Origin of the sequence: Rhizobium sp. BK008, from assembly GCF_014197345.1 — a bacterium.
In the GTDB taxonomy this organism is placed as follows: Bacteria; Pseudomonadota; Alphaproteobacteria; order Rhizobiales; family Rhizobiaceae; genus Rhizobium; species Rhizobium anhuiense.
This window is the reverse complement of sequence record NZ_JACIFK010000003.1, coordinates 1-18,288: the sequence shown is the minus strand read 5'-3', so window position 1 is coordinate 18,288 and position 18,288 is coordinate 1. Positions and strand designations below refer to the sequence as shown.

Genomic DNA, 18,288 nt, shown 5'->3' with positions numbered 1-18,288 from the left:
CCAGCCGTCCGACAAACCAACAAGGGGAAGGCAAGCAAATGAACGGGGATGACAAACAAATCGCGGTCGGCAGGCGTACCGTCCTGAAGGGCGGAGCCTTTGCTCTCGCCGCGGCGACGGCGGGGATCAGCGTATTCGTACCGCGTCATTCGAACGCCGCCGCATCCAAAGTCGTCATCAAATATGATTGGCTGATGAGCAACGGACAGATCGGCGATATCGTTGCCGTCAAGCAAGGCCTGTTTGAGGCCGAGGGTCTCGACGTCGAGTTTTCCCCTGGCGGTCCCAATTCGGCAACGGTGCCGCCTGTGATCACCGGTGATGCGCAGCTCGGCCAATTCTCGGATTCGGCACAGCTTCTTCTTGCCAGGTCATCCGGCGTGCCGATCAAGATCTTCGCCTGCGGTTTCCGCATGGCGCCTTTCGCCTTCTACTCGCTGCCTAAAGCGCCGATCCGCACCGTCAGGGATATGGTCGGCAAGCGCATCGGCATCCAGCCGACGGCCCGTTATGTGCTCGATGCCATCCTGCTGAAGAACAATATGGATCCCTCGAGCCTGACCATCACCAATATCGGCTTCGACATGACGCCGCTGATGACCGGTCAGGTCGATGCGGTCACCGGATGGATCACCAACACGCAGGCCCTTTCCGTCATCGGCCCCGACCGCATCGATCTGATGATGAAGGACACGGGCCTGCCATCCTATGCCAATGTCTATTTCGCCACCGACGATGCCGTGAGCGGCCATGCCGAGACACTGGCAAAGGTGCTGCGTGCCGTCGCCAAGGGTTGGGCCTGGACGCATGAACATCCCGAAAAGGCGGTGAAGTTGACAGTCGAGGCCTATCCGCAGCTCGATCTTGCCGTAGAGCTGAAGACGGTGCCGCGTATATTGTCGCTGAGCTTCGACGCTGCGACCGGCAAGGATGGCTGGGGCAGCTTCGATCCGGCCGCGCTTGCCGAGCAGATTTCCGTCTATGACAAGATCGGTCAGTTCAAGAGCGGCGCTCCGAAGCTGGAGGATTGCTATACGACTGAGATACTGGACATGACGGCGGGCGACCGCCCGAAGATTGCGTGAGCGCGGATTTGCCTGAAGCAGCGGCCATCGAAACCAAGGACTTGGCTGTCGGCTATGCCGGCGCTGTCGAGACGACCCGCATTCTGTCCGGCGTCGACCTCAGCGTCGGCAGGGGTGAGTTTCTGACCATTCTCGGCCCTTCCGGTTGCGGCAAGTCGACCTTCCTGCGTGCGGTGGCGGATCTTCTTCCGCCGCTTGACGGGCGGCTGTCGGTGCTCGGCAGGACAGCTTCGGAGGCGCGCCGGCGGCGCGAGGTCGCCTTCGTCTTTCAGGACGCAACGCTGTTACCCTGGCGGACCGTGAGGGAGAATGTCGCGCTGCCGCTCCAGGTGGGGAAGAAGAGCGTCTCGCGCTTGGTCGATCCGCGGCCCGACCATTGGATCGAGCTGGTCGGCCTGTCGCATCTGGCCGACCGCTATCCGCATCAATTGTCCGGCGGACAGCGCCAGCGCGTCGCCATAGCGCGTGCGCTTCAATGCGAGCCGGATATCCTGCTCATGGACGAGCCCTTCGGTGCGCTCGACGAGATCACCCGCGAACGACTGAACGACGAGCTTCTGGACGTCTGGCGCCGGACCGGCACGACCATCCTGTTCGTCACTCACAGCGTCATCGAGGCCATCTATCTCGGCGGACGCGTGCTGGTCCTGGCCGCCAATCCGGGCCGCGTCCAGGCGCTGATCGACCTTGCGCCGATGAAAGACGAGCGCGGCCTCTGTCGGCGTGAGAGCCTCGATGTTCAGGAGACCGCCGCCCGTCTGCGCCAATTGCTGCAGGAGGGGAGTTCGGCTGCATGACGCACCGTCCGTTATCCATCATCGAGGCGATCGGCCTTCCTGTTATCGGTGCCCTCTCATTGCTTCTCGCCTGGCAATGGCTGGTGCCGGCTCTCGGTATTCCCAGTTATATCGTTCCCACGCCGCTGGCGATCCTGCGCACGCTTGGCATCGAATGGCGCTTCCTGCTGTCGAATGCCGTTCCGACATGGGGGGAGGCGGGTCTCGGCTTCCTCCTGGGCAACGGTCTCGCCGTGATCATGGCGATTGCCTTTGTCTATAATCCGCGGTTCCAGGCCGCCTATTTTCCCGTCGTCCTGCTCTTCAACACCATCCCGGTGCTGGCGCTCGCGCCGATCATCATCCTCATCTTCGGCCTCGGCATGCTTCCGAAGATCATCATCGCCGCTCTCATCTGCTTCTTCCCAACCCTGGTGAATACCGCCCGGGGCCTCAATCTGGCGACTGCGAGCGAGCTTGACCTGATGCATGTGCTTTCGGCGAGCGGATGGGAAACGTTCTGGCGCCTGCGCGCACCACGGTCCGCCCCCTTGCTCTTTGCATCATTGCGCATTTCGGCAACCACCTGTGTGATCGGCGCGATCGTCGGGGAGTGGATCGGCTCGAACCAGGGGCTGGGTGCTGTCATCATCCAGTCGACATTCAACTATCAGGCGGAAAGGCTCTTTGCCGCCGTCGTGCTCGCTTCTCTCTCCGGCATCGTCTTTTTCGCCGTCGTTGCCCAGATCGAGCGGATTTTCCGTCGGCTGCATCAGGGGCAAAGCTGAAGCCCCGGTACGAACGAACCACCAGTCCGAACTCCTGCCCAGATGCCGATCACGCAGACGCAGATATTTGGCAGCTATCGAAGATAAGCCGGATCGGAGCTATTGAACATTGTATCACTTGAGACTAAATATAACCTCAAGTGAAAAGGATCCATGATCATGATGGGATTTGCGCTCATCGCCGATGTTCTCGGATTGCCTGCCAGGGAACCGGCATCGCGTTCGGCCTTCGGTCTGCTCTCCAGCATCGAAGAAGGCTTGCCGGTCAAGGCGCTCGATCGCATGGCGATGCTTCTGGCGCCCGATGATGTCCAGTTCAAATACCGCCTCGTTCCGAAGGCCACCTACGAGCGGCGCAAGTCCAAGCATCGGCTCTCTTCCGACGAGGGCATAAAGCTCGCCCGTCTTGCCCGTGTCTGGGGCCTGGCACTCGATGTCTGGCAGAGCGAGGCTGAGGCGCGCGACTTCCTGTTTCGCCCGCATGCAATGTTGGAGGACAGGCGGCCGATCGACGTGGTCATCCAGAGCGAGATCGGCGGCGAGCTGGTACTCGATATCCTCGGAAGCCTGAAATACGGCAGCGCTGCGTGAGCGCACAGCATCTCGACCGGACGTTGACATCCGTCCGCATCGGCGATCCCGCCGGAACCTATCCGATCTTCGACGCCACCGGCTCGACCATCGCGCCGGGACGGTGGAACACATCGGGCAGCCCGATCATCTACACCAGCGAGCAATATTCGACGGCGCTGCTCGAAAAGCTCGTCCACGGCAGCGGGCGGCTGCCGCCCAACCAGCACTATGTGACGATCACAATACCGCGTGGGTTAAGCTACGAGGTCTTCTCCGAGCCCGCGCTGCCCGGCTGGGACAGCATGCCGGCTGTTGTCAGCAAGGCTTTAGGCGAAAAATGGTGCCAGGAAAAACGCAGCGTCATCCTGCTGGTGCCAAGCGTCGTCGCCCGCGTCGACCGCAACATATTGATCAACCCGGCCCACCCGGAATTCCCCTCGATCACCGCGAGCCTCCACCAACCCGTCTTCTGGGATCGCCGTCTGTTCGGCATCTGATGGGTTGAGGGTGCAATCAACGTTTCGGTGACGACCGGCGCAGCATTTCTCCCGGATTGCCGCAATCACACCTCCCGCCGCGGCGAGCGGGCCATCAGCCTGGCATAGGCGATGGCCGACAGCATGTTGACATGGTTGGCCTTGCCGGTGCCGGCAATGTCGAAGGCGGTGCCGTGGTCGACGGAGACGCGGTCGATCGGCAGGCCGAGGGAGACGTTGACCGCAGTCTCGAAGGCGACGAGCTTGATCGGGATATGGCCCTGGTCGTGATACTGGGCGATGACGAGATCGAAGGCGCCGTTATAGGCGCGGGCGAACACCGTATCGGCCGAGATCGGCCCGACGACGTCGATGCCTTTTGCCTGCGCCTGCTCGACGGCGGGCGCGAGAAACTCCATGTCTTCGGTGCCGAACAGGCCGTTTTCGCCGCAATGCGGATTGAGGCCGGCGACGGCGATGCGCGCCTTGCGGCCGAGCCGCAGGAAGTGCCTGTGGCCCGCTTCGATGGTCGCCAGCACCCGCTCGGTCTTGGCGCGCTCGATCGCCCCCTTCAGCGAGATATGGGTGGAGACGTGGATGGTGTTCAGCCGTTCGGAGGCAAGCAGCATGAAGGAACTTTTCGAGCCGGTGAGATGCGAGAGAAGCCCGGTGTGGCCGTCATGGTGATGGCCGGCAAGGTTCATCGCTTCCTTGTTGATCGGCGCGGTGACGATGACATCGGCTTGGCCCGACATGGCGAGATCGACGGCGCGGGTGATATAACGCACCGAGGCATCGCCGGCGACGGGGCTGATCTTGCCGATTTCGGGCAGGGCCGCGCCGAGCGGCACCTCGTCGACGGCGATCCTGTCGTTGCCGGCGGCATCTGCAGGGCCGAATTTCAGCCCGGCGCCGGTGGCGCGGTCGGCGCGCTCCAACGCTTCGACATTGCCGACGATGACGAAATCGCGGCGCTCTTCGATCGGAAGAGCTGCCAAGGCCTTGACGATCACCTCGGGGCCGACGCCGGCCGGATCGCCCAGCGTCACGGCGACTTTCGCATTCCTGTCCATCGAGCGGGTCCCTTCTGAAAACTTTGCCGCCTAAAAAGCGGCGGCGTAAATCGAGCGAATGTCGGCGCGCGAGAGGTCGCGCGGATTGTTATCGAGCAGGCGGCGAATGGCAAAGGCGTCGTCGGCCATGGCGTCGAGATCGCTCTCCGGCACGCCAAGGCCGGAGAGCTTCATCTCGATGCCGAGCTCGGCGCAGAAAGCGTAAGCCGCATCGAAGACGGATGCTATATTCTCCGAGGTCTCGTAACCGAGCGCTTCCATCACCGCCTTCGTTTTTTCCGGGGCAGCCGGCGTGTTGAAGGCGAGCACATGCGGGAAGATCAGCGCATTGGCCGCGCCATGGGCCACGTGCCAGCGGGTGCCGAGGGGATAGGCGAGCGCATGGCCGCCGGCGGTGTTGACCGGGCCCAGGCAGAAGCCGCCGTAAAGCGAGGCGAGCGACAGGCCGGCGCGCGCCTCGGCGTCGTTGCCGTCCTTGACGGCGCGGGCGAGATATTTGCCGACGAGGCGCGCTCCCTCGATCGCATAGATATCGACCATCGGATGGGCTTTGCGGTTGGTGAAGGCCTCGACGCAATGGGCCATCGCGTCGACGCCGGTGGCGGCCGTCGTGCGGGCGGGCACGCTGAAGGTCAAGGCCGGATCGATGACGGCGATATCGGCCAGCATGTGCAGGCTTTCCACCGCAAGCTTTGCCATCGTGGCGGGATCGGTGACCAGCGCGCGGGTGCCGGCCTCGCTGCCGGTGCCCGATGTCGTTGGCACCTGGGCGAGGGCCACCTTACGCGGCCCATGCACCTTGTTCGGCCCGACGACCTCGTGCAGCGTCTGCGTGGAACCGGCAAGCACGGCCGCCAGTTTTGCCAGATCCATGGCGCTGCCGCCGCCGAAGCCGACGACCAGCTCGGCATTGGCGGCGTTTGCCGCCGCCAGGACCTTTTCGAGATTGGCCGTATCCGGTTCAGGCATCACATCGGAGAAGACTGCCACCTCACCCTTCAGCTCCAGCACGTCGATGCGCGAGGCGTTGAAGGCATCGGAGATGACAAGTGTGCGCCGATAGCCCTTATCGGCGGCCCATTTGCCGAGCTTTCCCGCCGTGCCGACGCCGAATTCGATCAGATGCGGCCGAACGATCGTGATTGGCGAACCCAAGCTGGCCATGAACCAGTCCTCCCTGCAATATCGTCGCTCTCTTTAATGTAAAGTTGTAAGATCAATGTCAAGCCGGCATTCCAAAGGGTGGATATTTTTATCGGCAGATATGGGCTTGCTGCGCCTTGAGACGGGGGCTCCGTATCAGTATCAATAAATATATCAGTGGGTTATTGAGTCTATATCGATGGCGACTGCAGTTCGGTGCAATGGGCCGGCCGCCACGCCGACGGCGGCGAATAATCCGATCCTGTTGTCAACTACCATCCCGCTGCCGGTCGACGGCCGTTGTATCCTGCATTTTTCGCATGCGATTGGACGCAGGTTTACAATTTTCCGGCTGCCGCTTTGCTCACGGCAGGGATTGCGGGGCGAGGCTGACATATTTGATGGCGCGCCGGTAGTAGGTGTAGGCGATATGGAGCGTGCCGTTGCGACCCTGGAGGACCGAGGGATAGGAGAATTCGCGGTTCAGCGAATCCTTCGAATTGTTGCTGAGGCAGAAGCCGTCGCCGGTATCGAGATCGATGTGGTGTGGAAAGCTCTTGCCGCCATCCCGCGATATCGCCAGGCTCAGCGGCGCCCGCGGAACACCCCAAATGGCTTTGCGGCCGCCATCGGCTGCAACGACGGTCTCGCCGGCAGCGCCATCCTCGATTTCATCATAGAGCGACTGGCGCCGCGCATCCGACATGCCGGCATTCGAATGGTTGTAAACCATTGCGATTGCTCCATCATTCAGGATCGTGGCCTGAATCGAGGAATTGTTGTTCGGCAGGTCGGTGGGTTCGGGCGCACTCCAGTTCTCGCCACCATCGGAAGATCGGCTCGACAGGATGTTTACGGCGAAACGGTTGCGATAGAAGGCGATCATCTCGTCGCCGCCGAGCGGCAGGATGTTCATATGTACGGCGCCGAGACTGTCCGGAATATCCCGCATCTGCCAACTCGCGCCGCCATCGCGCGATATCACCACGGCAGCCGTGTCGGCATCGCCGCTCCAGCGCTGGCCGTTCAGGCCGACGCAGCGGAAGACCGGAAGCAGCCAGTCGCCCCTGCCGTTAACGACGATCTGCTGGCGAACGAAGGTGCCGGGGCTGTCGCAGAGGATTCGGACAGCGCCGAAGCTCCGGCCGCCATCACTTGAAATCCGGCATTTGACAATCGAACCGTCCTGATTGCCCGAGGTCTGCGAGGTATAGAGCAGCCAGATCTTTCCGTCCGGAGCATTGAAAATCAACGGATTCTGCTCGGATTTCTGCGGATCGTCGCTCATCTTTTCCGGTGCGGACCAGCACTCGGAGTCGGGCGCCAGCCGCGACATGTAAATCGAGATGTCACCCATGCCCTCCATGGTGCCGCCGAACCAGACGCAGGTCAGCGTGCCGTCGGGCAGAAAGGCAAGATTGGCCGCATGGTTCTGGATGCAAGGGGAGGGCAGGTAGGCCTCGGCGCGGCCCTCGATCGTGGGGTGAGGGGCGATGGTCCCGGTCATAAGGGCCGGAACGGCTTCCGGGGGCAGGCCGGTAAAACGCATGACGGATCTCCTCAAGGCAGCTTGGCGTAGCTATCGGCGAGTGCGGCATAGTCGGCATCGCCGAGCGGCATCAGCGGCGCGCGCGTGCGCCTCCACGCGGGATTGCCGGTTTTCAGCCCCACCATCGCCTTGATGGTGGGGATCTGGACGTAGGAATTGGACAGCGTGCGATAGGCGTTGATGCGGGCCTGTGCCGCCTCGACATCGCCAGCACGCGTCTCGTCATGGACATGGTCGTAGACAGTGCGCAGCGAATTCGCCACGAGATTGGAGGTGGCGGTGATGCAGCCGGCCCCGCCCGCCTTCAAGAGCGGCAGCAGCAGTGGATCGGCGCCCGCCAGCACCGAAAAACTGGGATGGGCGGCGATGATTGCCTGCATGTTGTTGAAATCACCGGCAGATTCCTTGATGCCGACGACCGTTTCCGGGAAGGCGGCAATCAGCCGGCCGATCAGCGGAAGGGAGAGCGGCACGCCAGAGACCTGCGGGATATGATAGAGGATGACCTGCAGGCGCGTGTCGGCGACCTTTTCCAGCACCTGCGAATAGGCGGCGAAGAGGCCATCGTCGGTGACGCCCTTGTAGTAGAAGGGCGGCAGCATCACCACCTTGGTCACGCCAAGCGACAGCGCGTGCCGGGTCAGCTCCACGGTCTCGGGGATGGCGACGACACCGGTGCCCGGCAAAAGCCTGTCGGCCGGAATGCCGGCCTTCAATGCCGCTTCCAGAATCGAGCGGCGTTCGGCTGCGGAGAAGGAATTGGCCTCACCCGTCGTGCCGAGCAGCGCCACGCCATGACATCCCTCGGCCAGCAGCTGCCGGCAATGATCGGTGAAAAGGGCGAGATCAGGTGTATTGTCTGCCGTCAGCGGCGTTGCCGATGCGCTGAAAACGCCCGTAATCCTGTGATGGCTCATTCCGCCCTCCTCGGCGTCCTGTCTGGGGGCGATGAACCGCCCGATGGCGCATGGAAATGTCATTCATCTGTCGTGATGGAGTGCAAAGAACTTTTCCATTGCGGCTCTTTTGTCAAGAAGACAAAGTGCTGCGATGCAGATTATAAAACTTATCTATCTGTTATTGTTTACATATTTTTACAACGAAATTTTGTTCGGATCAAAATAGCGATTTTTTGTTGACATATTTACAATAACGAGAGAACGATACGGGACGGATTGTGCTGCGCCTGGCAGGTGCAGGGAGAGCGCTGCCGAATTTACCGTGGGAGGGAATGCCATGTCTTTTGACCAAACGGATAAAACCAATCTATCGCGTCGCAACGCGCTGAAGCTCGGCCTTGCGGCCGGCGTCGGCCTGACCGTGTTCGGGATGAATGCCCGCATCGTGATGGCCGATGAAGGCCAGGTGTTGAAGGTCGCGCATCCGGCCTTCGACCAGGACTGGTCGCCACTGCGCGGCGGCGGCAGGACGTTCCGCTGGAATTCGATCTGGTGGGCCTCGCCGATGTATTTCGACAGCCAAGGCAATATCAAGCCTTACGTCTTCACCAGCTGGGAATCGGCCGACAACACCGTCTGGACCTTCAAGATCGACCCCAAGGCCGTCTTCTCCGACGGCAGCAAGATCACCGCGGCCGACGTCAAGGGATCGTGGGAAGTCGCCTCGATGCCGAACACCAAGAATCAGCGCGCCGACCAGGTGCTGAGCAAGGTCAAGGGTTATGCCGAAATCGCCGCCGGTTCCGGCAACGAGCTGACGGGTGTCGCAACGCCCGACGAGGGAACGGTCGTCGTGACGCTGGCGGCCGCCGATCCGATCTTCTTCATGCGGCTCGCAAACCACATCGCGCCGATCACTAAGGCATCGCAGTCGCGCGGCAGCGACGGCGAGGAGATCATCGACTGGTACAAGCCGGATAGTAAGCCGGTCTTCTCCGGCCCCTTCAAGCTCACGAGCCTCGATATCGACGCCGGCAAGCTTTCTTTCGAGCCGAACGAGAATTTCTTCGGGCCGAAGCCGAAGCTTGCACGCATCGACATCACCTCGATCGAAGACAATGTCAGCGCGACGTCGCTGATCAAGTCGGGAGAGTTCAACGCCCATACCGAACTCATCACCTCGACCATCATCCAGGATCTCGGCCCGGAATTCTCGGCAGGACCACTGATTCCGACGAGCCAGCACTTCTGGTTCAACATCTCCCGTGCGCCGATGGACGATCCGAAGGTCCGCCAGGCGCTGATCATGGCGGTCGATCGCGACGGGCTGTTCAAGGCGTCCTATCCCGATGGGCCGCACAAGAAGGCCGACCAGATCCTCAATTCGGTTCCGGGCGCTGACAATTCCGGCTTCGAGCCCTATCCCTATGATCCGGAAGGCGCAAAAAAGCTGCTTGCGGAATCGACCTATGGCGGGCCGGAGCGCCTGCCGAAGATCCTGTTCGTCGGCATCTCGGGGCCGGCCATTCAAGCGGCCGCCCAGTTCATTGCCGAGCAGTGGCGCCAGAATCTCGGCATCACGGCCGTCGACATGAAGCCGCAGCAGGACTCCTATGCCGGTCCGGACCAGAACTCGGTCCAGATCTTCCGCGACGACGTCGGCACCCGGGTGCCCGATGCGGTCTCTTATCTCGCGGGCTCCATCGCCTCGACCTCGTCGAACGCACAGAACAAGCTCGGCGGATACAAGAACGACAAGGTCGACAGCGCCCTTGCCGAAGCGACGACCAAGGCTGCGGATGATCCGCAGCGCATCGCTCTCGCCCAGCAAGCCCAGAAGGCGTTCCGCGACGATTGGGCCTTCATCCCGTGGTATTCTCAGGCGATGTCGCGCTGGGCCACCAAGGACGTCAAGGGCCTGGAAAAGAACCTCGACTGGCAGGTGGTCGAACCCTGGAACATTTCCATCGGTTGATCGGCGGAAACCGTCCCTGTCGGCACTAACCCGCGCGAAGGCTGCAAGGCCTTCGCGCAAGTTTCAAGAAGAAGAGATGCGATCGCAGCCAAAAGCGGGAACGCATCGAACAACAGGTGGGAGGTGGCCTTGCTGCGCTACGTGCTAACCCGGTTTGCCATCTGGATTCCGTCGGTTCTGGTGGTGATGCTGGCCGTCTATGCGCTGGCCTTCTATGGCGCCGGCGATCCGATCAAGCTGATCTTCCTGCGCGCGCCCGGTGATGTCGCCTATAATCCGCAGCGCATCGAAGCCATTCGCGAAAGTGCCGGCCTCAACAAGCCCTTCATCGAACAGTTCGGCCTTTACATCTGGAACCTGCTGCACGGCCAGTTCGGCAATTCGCTGACCTCGGGCCGCTCCGTCTGGGCAATGGTTTCGGCGGCTGCACCCGTCTCCTTCCAGCTGGCTCTCTGTTCGATCATCCTGACAGCCGTCGTTGCGATTCCGCTCGGCATGATCGCGGCGCTGAACCAGAATTCGCGCATCGACTATGCCATTCTGGGCTCGGCGCTCTTCCTCTGGGCGATCCCGGCCTATGTCGCCGGTCCGCTGCTGATGGTCGGCCTCATCGTGCTGCTGCCGGGTGCAAGCGTGCCCTACGGCTGGGGCGGCATATTCGATGTCCGGATACTGCTGCCGCTGCTCGTCCTGTCCTTCCAGCCGATCGCGTTGATCGTGCGCCAGACGCGCGCCGCCGTCATCGAGGTGCTGTCTGAGGATTTCGTCCGGACCGCCCGCGCCAAGGGCGTGCCCGAGATCGTCGTGGCGCTGCGCCATATCCTGCGGCCGGTGCTCACACCCGTCGTCACCCAGCTCGGCCTGATCATGATCACCATCGTCAACGGCGCGATCTTCGTCGAACTCGTTTTCGGCCTGCCGGGCCTTGGCCGCTTGACCGTGCAGGCGCTGATCAATTCCGATTATCCGGTCATTCTGGCCATCACGCTGATCGGATCGTTCCTGGTGATGGTGTCGAACCTGCTGGTGGATGTGCTCTACCCGCTGCTCGATCCACGCGCCAATGATTCAAGAAGGAGCCGCTGACCATGTCCGCCGTCCCTCTTTCCACCGCTGAAACCATCGAGGATCCGCCGGTCAGCCTCTGGCGCGACGCTTGGTACCGGCTGAAGCGCAACAAGCTTGCCATCTTCGGCCTGGTCGTCGTGCTGATCCTCGCCTTCACGGCGATCTTTGGGCCCTATCTCACGCCCTATGACTATCTGAGCCAGGACCTCAACGCCCGCAACGCACTGCCGTCGATGAGCCACCTCTTCGGCACCGACGATCTCGGCCGCGACGTCTTCAGCCGCGTGGTCTTCGGCACGCGCACCGCTTTCCTCGTCGCCGTCATCGTCACCTTTTTCGCGGTGGTGATCGGCCTCACGCTCGGCGCGGTGGCCGGTTTCTTCGGCAATCCCTTCGATCGCGCCATCATGTGGCTGACCGATGTGACGATGTCGGTTCCCAACCTGCTGCTCGTCGTCGTCATCAACGCCTCGCTGAAATCGCCGATCAGCAAATGGATGGAGGCGCGCTACCTCGAGACCCTCAATCCCTTCTACCGCCAGACGATATGGGTGGATTTCATCCTCGTCTTCGGGTCGATGGCGTTGATCTCCTGGCCGCCCTATGCCCGTCTCGTCCGCGCCCAGGTGCTGTCGATCCGCAGCCGGCCCTATATCACCGCGGCCCAGGCGCTCGGCCTGTCGAACTGGATCATCATCAAGCGTTATGTCATTCCGAATGCGCTGGGGCCGTTGATCGTCTCGGTCAGCGCCGGTCTCGGCACGGCGATGGTGCTGGAAAGCGCCTTCAGCTTCCTCGGCGTGGGTGTCAATCCGCCGACGCCCAGCTGGGGCAACATGATCTCGGACGGGCTTCGCGTCTGGCAGCATTATCCGCATCTTCTCGCCGCTCCGGCGGCCGTGCTTGGCCTTGCCTCGGTTGCCTTCAGCTTCCTCGGCGACGGCCTCAACGACGCGCTCAATCCGCGGGGCAGCAAATGATGGACACCAAAAGCACCGACCGCCTGCTCGATGTCAGAGGCCTTACCGTCGAAATCGACGGCCGCAACGGCCCGGCCGTCGTCGTCGACGGCATCGATCTCCATGTCGACAAGGGCGAGACCCTCGGCGTCGTCGGCGAATCCGGCTGCGGCAAGAGCCTGACCATGCTGAGCCTGATGCGGCTGCTGCCGAACAAGATCAAGGTCACCAGGGGATCGGCGACGTTCGACGGGCGCGACCTGCAGACGATGTCCAATCGAGACCTGCGCAAGGTGCGCGGCGGCGATATCGGCTTCGTTTTTCAGGATCCGATGACCTCGCTCAATCCCGTCATGCGCGTCGGCGACCAGATCTGCGAGCCGCTGATCTACCACCGCGGCATGAAAAAGGCCGAAGCCCGCACGCGCGCTGTCGAGCTTCTGCGCCTGGTCGGCATTCCCGGCCCAGAGGAGCGCCTGCAGGCCTATCCGCACGAACTTTCCGGCGGCATGCGCCAGCGGGTGATGATCGCGATCGGCCTTGCCTGCAACCCGAAACTTCTGATCGCCGATGAGCCGACGACGGCGCTTGACGTCACCATCCAGGCCCAGATCGTTGATCTGGTGAAGGATCTGCGCGCCAAGCTCGGCATGTCGGTGGTCTGGATCACCCATGACCTGGCGCTGATCGCCGGCCTCGTCGATCGCGTCGCCGTGCTCTATGCCGGCACCGTGGTCGAGGACGCGCCGGTCGACGAACTCTATGCCCGCCCGAGCCATCCCTATACGCGCGGTCTGCTGTCCTCGATCCCGAAACTGTCAGACCCGCCGGCAAGCCGGTTGAGCTCGATCGGCGGCACGCCGCCGGAGCCTGGCCGCCGGCCGAAGGGCTGCCCGTTTGCGCCGCGTTGTCCGCTTGTGGAAAACATCTGTCACGAGAAGGTGCCGCAACTCGAACCGCTGAGCGGCAGCAGCAATCATCGCGCCGCCTGTTTCGTCGTCCAGAGAATGCAGGAGGCCGCATGATGGGTGCCGAACCGCTGCTCAAGGTCGAAAACCTGGTCAAGCATTTCCACGTCAAGCTCGGCGCCTTCGGGGAGCGTTCGGCGACCGTTTATGCGCTCGACAATGTCAACCTCGACATCATGGAAGGCGAGACGCTGAGCCTTGTCGGTGAATCCGGCTGCGGCAAGTCCACGACCGGTTTCACCATCCTCAACCTCTACAAGGCGACCAGCGGCAAGGTCGTCTACAAGGGTCAGGATCTCGCGACGCTCGACGAAAAGCAGATGCGGCCCTTCCGCCGCGACCTGCAGATCGTCTTCCAGGATCCGTATTCGACGCTCAATCCGCGGATGACGGTGGGCGAAGCGATCGGCGAGCCGATCCTCTTCCACAAGCTCTGCACCAAGGCGGAGCTGAAGGAGAGGGTGGCGACGCTGCTCACCGATGTCGGCCTGCCCAAGCGATTTGCCCAACGTTACCCGCACGAGCTTTCCGGCGGCCAGCGCCAGCGCGTCGTCATCGCCCGCGCGCTCGCCTGCCAGCCGAAATTCATCGTCTGCGACGAGGCGATCTCGGCGCTCGACGTGTCGATCCAGGCACAGATCATCAATCTGCTGCTGGATCTGCAGGAGAAATATGGGCTGACCTATCTCTTCATCGCCCATGACCTCGCCGTGGTGCGCCACATCAGCACCCGCGTCGGCGTCATGTATCTTGGGCGGCTGGCCGAACTTGCCACCCGCGAGGAACTCTTCGACAATCCGCTGCACCCCTATACCAAAGCGCTGCTGTCGGCCGTTCCGGATACCGATCCGGAGCATGAGCGCACGCGTCAGCGCCAGATCCTGCAGGGCGACGTGCCGAGCCCGCTGAACCCGCCGTCGGGCTGCCGTTTCCACACGCGCTGCCCGATCGCCATGGATGTCTGCAGCAAAATCATTCCCGCGTGGAAGGAGGCGAAACCCGGCCATCTCGTCGCCTGCCACGCCGTCAACACCGGACAGACCGCATGACGCTGAAGGCCGTTATCATCGCCGATGATCTGACGGGTGCGCTCGATACCGGCACGCCCTTCGTCGAAGCCGGCCTCTCGGTTTCGGTCGCCGTCGATGTCGAGGCTGCTCAGGATGCGGTCGCCACCGGTTGTGATGTCGTCGTCGTCAATACTGCATCGCGCGCCATTGGCGAGCGCGAAGCTGCCGAGAGGGTGCGCCACGCGACTGGGGCGCTTCGCGGCGCAAAGCCTGATATCGTCATGAAGAAGATCGACTCCCGGTTGAAGGGTAATGTCGCGGCGGAAAGCCTGGCGCTGGCGGAGGTGCTCGGCCTGGAGACCATTCTCGTGGCGCCCGCCATTCCCGATCAGGAGCGCGTGACCTACCGGGGCTGCGTCGTCGGCCGCGGCGTCGACGGGCCGCTGCCGATCGCCGATCTGTTCAACGGCCGCGCGGGCAATGTTGCCGTTGCCGATGCGGAGGACGACATGGATCTCGACCAGATCGTTGCCGATCATGACTGGCGGCTGACACTTGCGGTGGGCGCCCGGGGTCTCGGCGCCGCACTTGCCCGCCGGCTTGGCGAAGAGGAGCGACAGCCAATGCCGGAATTTGCAGCGACCCCAGGTACGCTATTTGCCTTCGGCTCGCGCGACCCGATTACCATAGCCCAGATGGACCGGCTCGAAGCTTCGGGCGTCCTGCGCATGGTGGTGGACGCGCCGATGGGGGAGATCGAAGGCGGGGAGGGCATGGCGCTGCCGGCGCTGCTGCGCTGCTCCGGCGATATGGCAGCCGATGCAACACTGGTCGCCCACCGTTTTGCGGCAGGCGTCAAAACGGTTATCGACGATACCGGGCCTGACATGCTGATGCTCGGGGGTGGCGACACGGCGCTTGCCGTTTTCCATGCGCTCGGGGTCAGGGTGCTCGCCCCGAAGGGCGAGATCGAAGCCGGCGTGCCATGGTTCGATGTCACGGCCGCCGATGGTCGGCATTTTCGGTGCGCCGTGAAGTCCGGGGGCTTCGGCAAGCCCGATAGTTTGCTAAGACTGGTTCGTTGGAATCGGGCGGCATAGAACAGGATGAGAGCATGATGTCGTCAGAAAACGGCTCACGCTTTTCGGCATCATGCTCTAGTAAGATACCGCCGGGGAGAATGACGTGGCTGAAGTGAATGGCGAATCTTTGAACGCGGAAGCCGGCCCGCCGGGCAAGCCGGAACGCGGCAAGGCCGTCAAGTTGGTCGATCGCGTCTTCGACCAGTTGCTCGAGCGTATCCGCGGCGGAAACTATCCGCCGGATTCACGCCTTCCCGGCGAGCATGAGCTTGCCTCGATGCTGGGTGTGTCGCGGCCGATCGTCCGCGATGCGCTGGCACGCCTGCGCGATCAGGGCATGGTCTATGCCCGGCAGGGCGCCGGCACTTTCGTCAGCGCGCATGGATCGCCGACGACGCAGCTTGCCTATTCGCCAGTCAAGACGATCGCCGATATTCAGCGCTGTTACGAATTCCGCCTGACGATCGAGCCGGCGGCGGCCTATTTCGCTGCCAAGCGGCGCAATGAACAGGCGATCCAGAAGATCGCCAGCGCGCTTGCGGATCTGCGTGAAGCGACCAGCCATCAGCTTCACCGCACCGACGCCGATTTCATGTTCCATCGTGCCGTCACCGAAGCCGCCAACAATCACTATTACACGGCCTCGATCGATGCGCTGAAGGCCCATATCGCCGTCGGCATGCATCTCCACGGCCTCTCCCTGCTCGGTCCCCGCCAGGGGCTGGAACAGGTCTATGAAGAGCACAACGCCATCTACAAGGCGATCGCCGATGGCCGGCCTGACGATGCGCAGAGGCTGATGAAGGCGCATCTCGAAGGCTCCCGGGACCGCCTGTTCGAGGGCAGGGTGCTTGACCTGTCCTTCTGAAGCGCATCCCCAAGCGGCTAAACGCTCGAAATGAGTCAGCCGGATTTCTGCTTCTTGATGATGCTGATGTTGCCGCTCACTTCGAGGATGGCAAATTTTATCTCCGTCACGCTCTCGATACCTTCCTGGCTTCGCGCTGCCTGCATGACATCTTCCTTCTGCAGCCGGGCTCCTTTGAGCGCGCGTTCGTCGTAGACGCCATCCGTCACCAGAACGGTCGGAACGCCATCGATGATATGAGCTGCGCGAGGCCACCACCTCTTGACGTAGGACAGGCCGATGTCGGTCGTAAACAGCGTCAAGATCAAGATGACGGCGTTGGTGATCGAGAAGTCATCGCCGAGCATCGCCTGCTGCGTGGTTTCCGAGATCACCAGCACGATGACCAGATCGAACGGCGTCATCTGCGCCAATGTCCGTCTTCCCGACAGGCGGATGATCACGAGCAGGGTGAAATAGATTGCCAGTCCGCGTAATACCGCATCCACCGTGCCGTCCTCATGGAAAGATGAAAGTGGATTGGCTGCGGATCTCCCCGCCCATGCCAATGGTGGCGCGAAGAGGGCCGGGGAGTTGCGTTTGCAGACGGAACACGATTTGCGTCGGTCCTGCCGGGTCAGCGGGGAACACGTAGCCTATTCGGCCCGCGCGCGCGAAGGTCGCCTTTTGAGGCGGATCGACGCCCTCAATCGAAAAGGTTTGAAGAAAGGCCGCATCGATCGTGAAGATCCTGTCGTCGGATGACGGCGTGAAGTTCACGGTCATATACTCCGGAGCATTCCATCGGGAGATGACCGGAAAGTCCACGGAGCCGTCCGGCAACAGAAGTGTTTGCCGTGAAAGCGGACCACCTCGTCCCAGCAAACCCAGCAAGCAGGTAACCAGAATAAGCGTGAACACGATCCAGGAAATACGTTGAATAGCCCAGAACCGTCGCTGAAATTCGCTATGATCGAGAACACCTTCCGGTAATGCGGGCAATGGGAGGATCTTTCCCATGCCTCCTGCCTTTGCGTCTTGCGGAGAGTTTGGCTCGGACGCAAAAGTTTCCGGCGATGACGGGGCCGTCGCCGTGTACATTGGGTGTGTAGCAGTCCAGGCGTCTTCGCCAATCAGGGGAACGAAGAGCACCCCGCCGAGATCGTCTTCCTCGAATGCGGCGGCTCCGGTACGCGTGAGGCGTTTCAGGCGTTGCGCTTCACCGCGGCCGACCGGGACGATGAGCCGTCCTCCGAGGACCAACTGCTCTTTCAATGCGCTTGGCACCTCGGGTGCGCTCGCAGAAACGATAATGGCATCGAATGGAGCGGCTTCCGCCCAGCCTTTGCTGCCGTCGCCGACGCGAACGTCAATGTTGCGGTATCCCAGCTTCTCGAAGCGTTCCTTGGCCTGAAGCGCCAGTCTTTCATGGCGCTCGATGGAATAGACGTGGCCTGCTATCCGGCTCATCAGGGCTGAAGCATAGCCGGAGCCCGTTCCGACCTCGAGCACTTTGTCGCCGGCATCCAGATCGGCCTTTTCGAGCATCAGAGCCACGATGAACGGCTGCGAAATTGTCTGGCCTTCGCCAATCGACAGCGGCGCATCCTCATAGGCGAACTCCTCGGAGCCCGGAGCGACGAATTTTTCGCGCGGCACCATGAGCATTGCCCTGGTGACGTTTTGATCGCGAATACCACGACCGGTCACGTGGTGCTCCACCATGCGTTCTCGGATGCGCGTCATGTCCACGGATCAGCTCCACTGTCGCCGATTGCACCTTGGGCAAACGTCCTGATGGTGCAGACTGTAAAACAAATGGGCGACGAGGGAGTTCCTGCGCGGAGCAGATTTTGACAAGCGGCGAGGGCGCGGGTGAAGCGACATCCGATGGGTCGCACTTCATCCTTGAACCCACCCCCTGGAGAATCTACACCAAGTGCAACATGGGCGTTTGAAGGGTAGGGGATCAGCCGCATTCACGCAAATGCGCCATGAAGACCTCGGCCGGTGTTTT

The 18,288-nt window shown here is 62.0% G+C and carries 18 protein-coding genes; 12 read left to right on the top strand and 6 right to left on the bottom strand.

The window, feature by feature from the left end:
* The first annotated feature begins 38 nt into the window (after nt 1–38).
* The 5 genes from FHT69_RS14755 (at nt 39) to FHT69_RS14735 (ending at nt 3,719) form a co-directional block, all read left to right on the top strand.
* On the top strand, nt 39–1,085 hold the full coding sequence (locus FHT69_RS14755) for an ABC transporter substrate-binding protein (RefSeq protein ID WP_028757629.1): 1,047 nt from the start codon (nt 39–41) through the stop codon (nt 1,083–1,085).
* An 8-nt stretch (nt 1,086–1,093) separates the two neighbouring features.
* The gene (locus tag FHT69_RS14750; protein ID WP_028757630.1) at nt 1,094–1,882 is read left to right on the top strand and encodes an ABC transporter ATP-binding protein; all 789 of its coding nucleotides are present in this window, start codon (nt 1,094–1,096) and stop codon (nt 1,880–1,882) included.
* On the top strand, nt 1,879–2,649 hold the full coding sequence (locus FHT69_RS14745) for an ABC transporter permease (protein WP_047613228.1): 771 nt from the start codon (nt 1,879–1,881) through the stop codon (nt 2,647–2,649). Before FHT69_RS14750 ends, FHT69_RS14745 begins: the two co-directional genes overlap by 4 nt.
* Nucleotides 2,650–2,808: 159 nt before the next feature.
* Complete coding sequence (locus FHT69_RS14740; protein WP_097630965.1) at nt 2,809–3,240, top strand: antitoxin Xre/MbcA/ParS toxin-binding domain-containing protein; 432 nt, start codon at nt 2,809–2,811, stop codon at nt 3,238–3,240.
* Entirely contained in the window at nt 3,237–3,719 is a 483-nt protein-coding gene (locus tag FHT69_RS14735) for an RES family NAD+ phosphorylase (protein ID WP_183905560.1), read from the top strand. The genes FHT69_RS14740 and FHT69_RS14735 overlap by 4 nt, the downstream gene beginning before the upstream one ends.
* A 65-nt stretch (nt 3,720–3,784) precedes the next feature.
* Here FHT69_RS14735 and pdxA read toward each other — a convergent pair whose 3' ends face one another.
* The 4 genes from pdxA to FHT69_RS14715 all read right to left on the bottom strand — a co-directional run bounded on the left by pdxA (nt 3,785) and on the right by FHT69_RS14715 (nt 8,380).
* Nucleotides 3,785–4,771, bottom strand: a complete 987-nt coding sequence (pdxA, locus tag FHT69_RS14730) for a 4-hydroxythreonine-4-phosphate dehydrogenase PdxA (protein ID WP_183905559.1) — start codon at nt 4,769–4,771, stop codon at nt 3,785–3,787.
* Nucleotides 4,772–4,801: 30 nt separating this feature from the next.
* Nucleotides 4,802–5,935, bottom strand: coding sequence for an iron-containing alcohol dehydrogenase (locus FHT69_RS14725; protein WP_183905558.1), 1,134 nt, complete (start codon nt 5,933–5,935; stop codon nt 4,802–4,804).
* A gap of 343 nt (nt 5,936–6,278) precedes the next feature.
* Nucleotides 6,279–7,463, bottom strand: coding sequence for a sialidase family protein (locus tag FHT69_RS14720; protein ID WP_183905557.1), 1,185 nt, complete (start codon nt 7,461–7,463; stop codon nt 6,279–6,281).
* An 11-nt stretch (nt 7,464–7,474) separates the two neighbouring features.
* Nucleotides 7,475–8,380 carry a dihydrodipicolinate synthase family protein gene (locus FHT69_RS14715; protein WP_183905556.1) on the bottom strand — a complete coding sequence of 302 codons (906 nt, stop codon included), beginning with the start codon at nt 8,378–8,380 and terminating at the stop codon, nt 7,475–7,477.
* Between the two features lie 319 nt (nt 8,381–8,699).
* Between FHT69_RS14715 and FHT69_RS14710 the strand changes: the two genes are divergently transcribed.
* The 7 genes from FHT69_RS14710 to FHT69_RS14680 all read left to right on the top strand — a co-directional run bounded on the left by FHT69_RS14710 (nt 8,700) and on the right by FHT69_RS14680 (nt 16,292).
* Nucleotides 8,700–10,337, top strand: a complete 1,638-nt coding sequence (locus tag FHT69_RS14710) for an ABC transporter substrate-binding protein (protein ID WP_047613219.1) — start codon at nt 8,700–8,702, stop codon at nt 10,335–10,337.
* A 129-nt stretch (nt 10,338–10,466) separates the two neighbouring features.
* A complete protein-coding gene (locus FHT69_RS14705) occupies nt 10,467–11,423 on the top strand; it encodes an ABC transporter permease (protein WP_047613496.1) in 957 nt (318 codons plus the stop codon).
* A 2-nt stretch (nt 11,424–11,425) separates the two neighbouring features.
* Nucleotides 11,426–12,385, top strand: coding sequence for an ABC transporter permease (locus tag FHT69_RS14700; protein ID WP_183905555.1), 960 nt, complete (start codon nt 11,426–11,428; stop codon nt 12,383–12,385).
* On the top strand, nt 12,382–13,389 hold the full coding sequence (locus tag FHT69_RS14695) for an ABC transporter ATP-binding protein (RefSeq protein ID WP_097544701.1): 1,008 nt from the start codon (nt 12,382–12,384) through the stop codon (nt 13,387–13,389). The genes FHT69_RS14700 and FHT69_RS14695 overlap by 4 nt, the downstream gene beginning before the upstream one ends.
* A complete protein-coding gene (locus tag FHT69_RS14690; RefSeq protein WP_097544702.1) occupies nt 13,389–14,381 on the top strand; it encodes an ABC transporter ATP-binding protein in 993 nt (330 codons plus the stop codon). Before FHT69_RS14695 ends, FHT69_RS14690 begins: the two co-directional genes overlap by 1 nt.
* The gene (locus FHT69_RS14685) at nt 14,378–15,442 is read left to right on the top strand and encodes a four-carbon acid sugar kinase family protein (protein WP_097544703.1); all 1,065 of its coding nucleotides are present in this window, start codon (nt 14,378–14,380) and stop codon (nt 15,440–15,442) included. Before FHT69_RS14690 ends, FHT69_RS14685 begins: the two co-directional genes overlap by 4 nt.
* A gap of 85 nt (nt 15,443–15,527) precedes the next feature.
* Complete coding sequence (locus tag FHT69_RS14680; protein ID WP_047613211.1) at nt 15,528–16,292, top strand: FadR/GntR family transcriptional regulator; 765 nt, start codon at nt 15,528–15,530, stop codon at nt 16,290–16,292.
* 35 nt (nt 16,293–16,327) lie between these two features.
* Here the strand turns inward: FHT69_RS14680 and FHT69_RS14675 are convergent, their stop codons facing one another.
* Together FHT69_RS14675 and FHT69_RS14670 are read right to left on the bottom strand one after the other, a co-directional pair.
* On the bottom strand, nt 16,328–16,780 hold the full coding sequence (locus FHT69_RS14675; protein ID WP_064248489.1) for a DUF421 domain-containing protein: 453 nt from the start codon (nt 16,778–16,780) through the stop codon (nt 16,328–16,330).
* A 10-nt stretch (nt 16,781–16,790) separates the two neighbouring features.
* Nucleotides 16,791–18,023, bottom strand: coding sequence for a protein-L-isoaspartate(D-aspartate) O-methyltransferase (locus FHT69_RS14670; RefSeq protein WP_183905554.1), 1,233 nt, complete (start codon nt 18,021–18,023; stop codon nt 16,791–16,793).
* Nucleotides 18,024–18,288 lie beyond the last annotated feature (265 nt).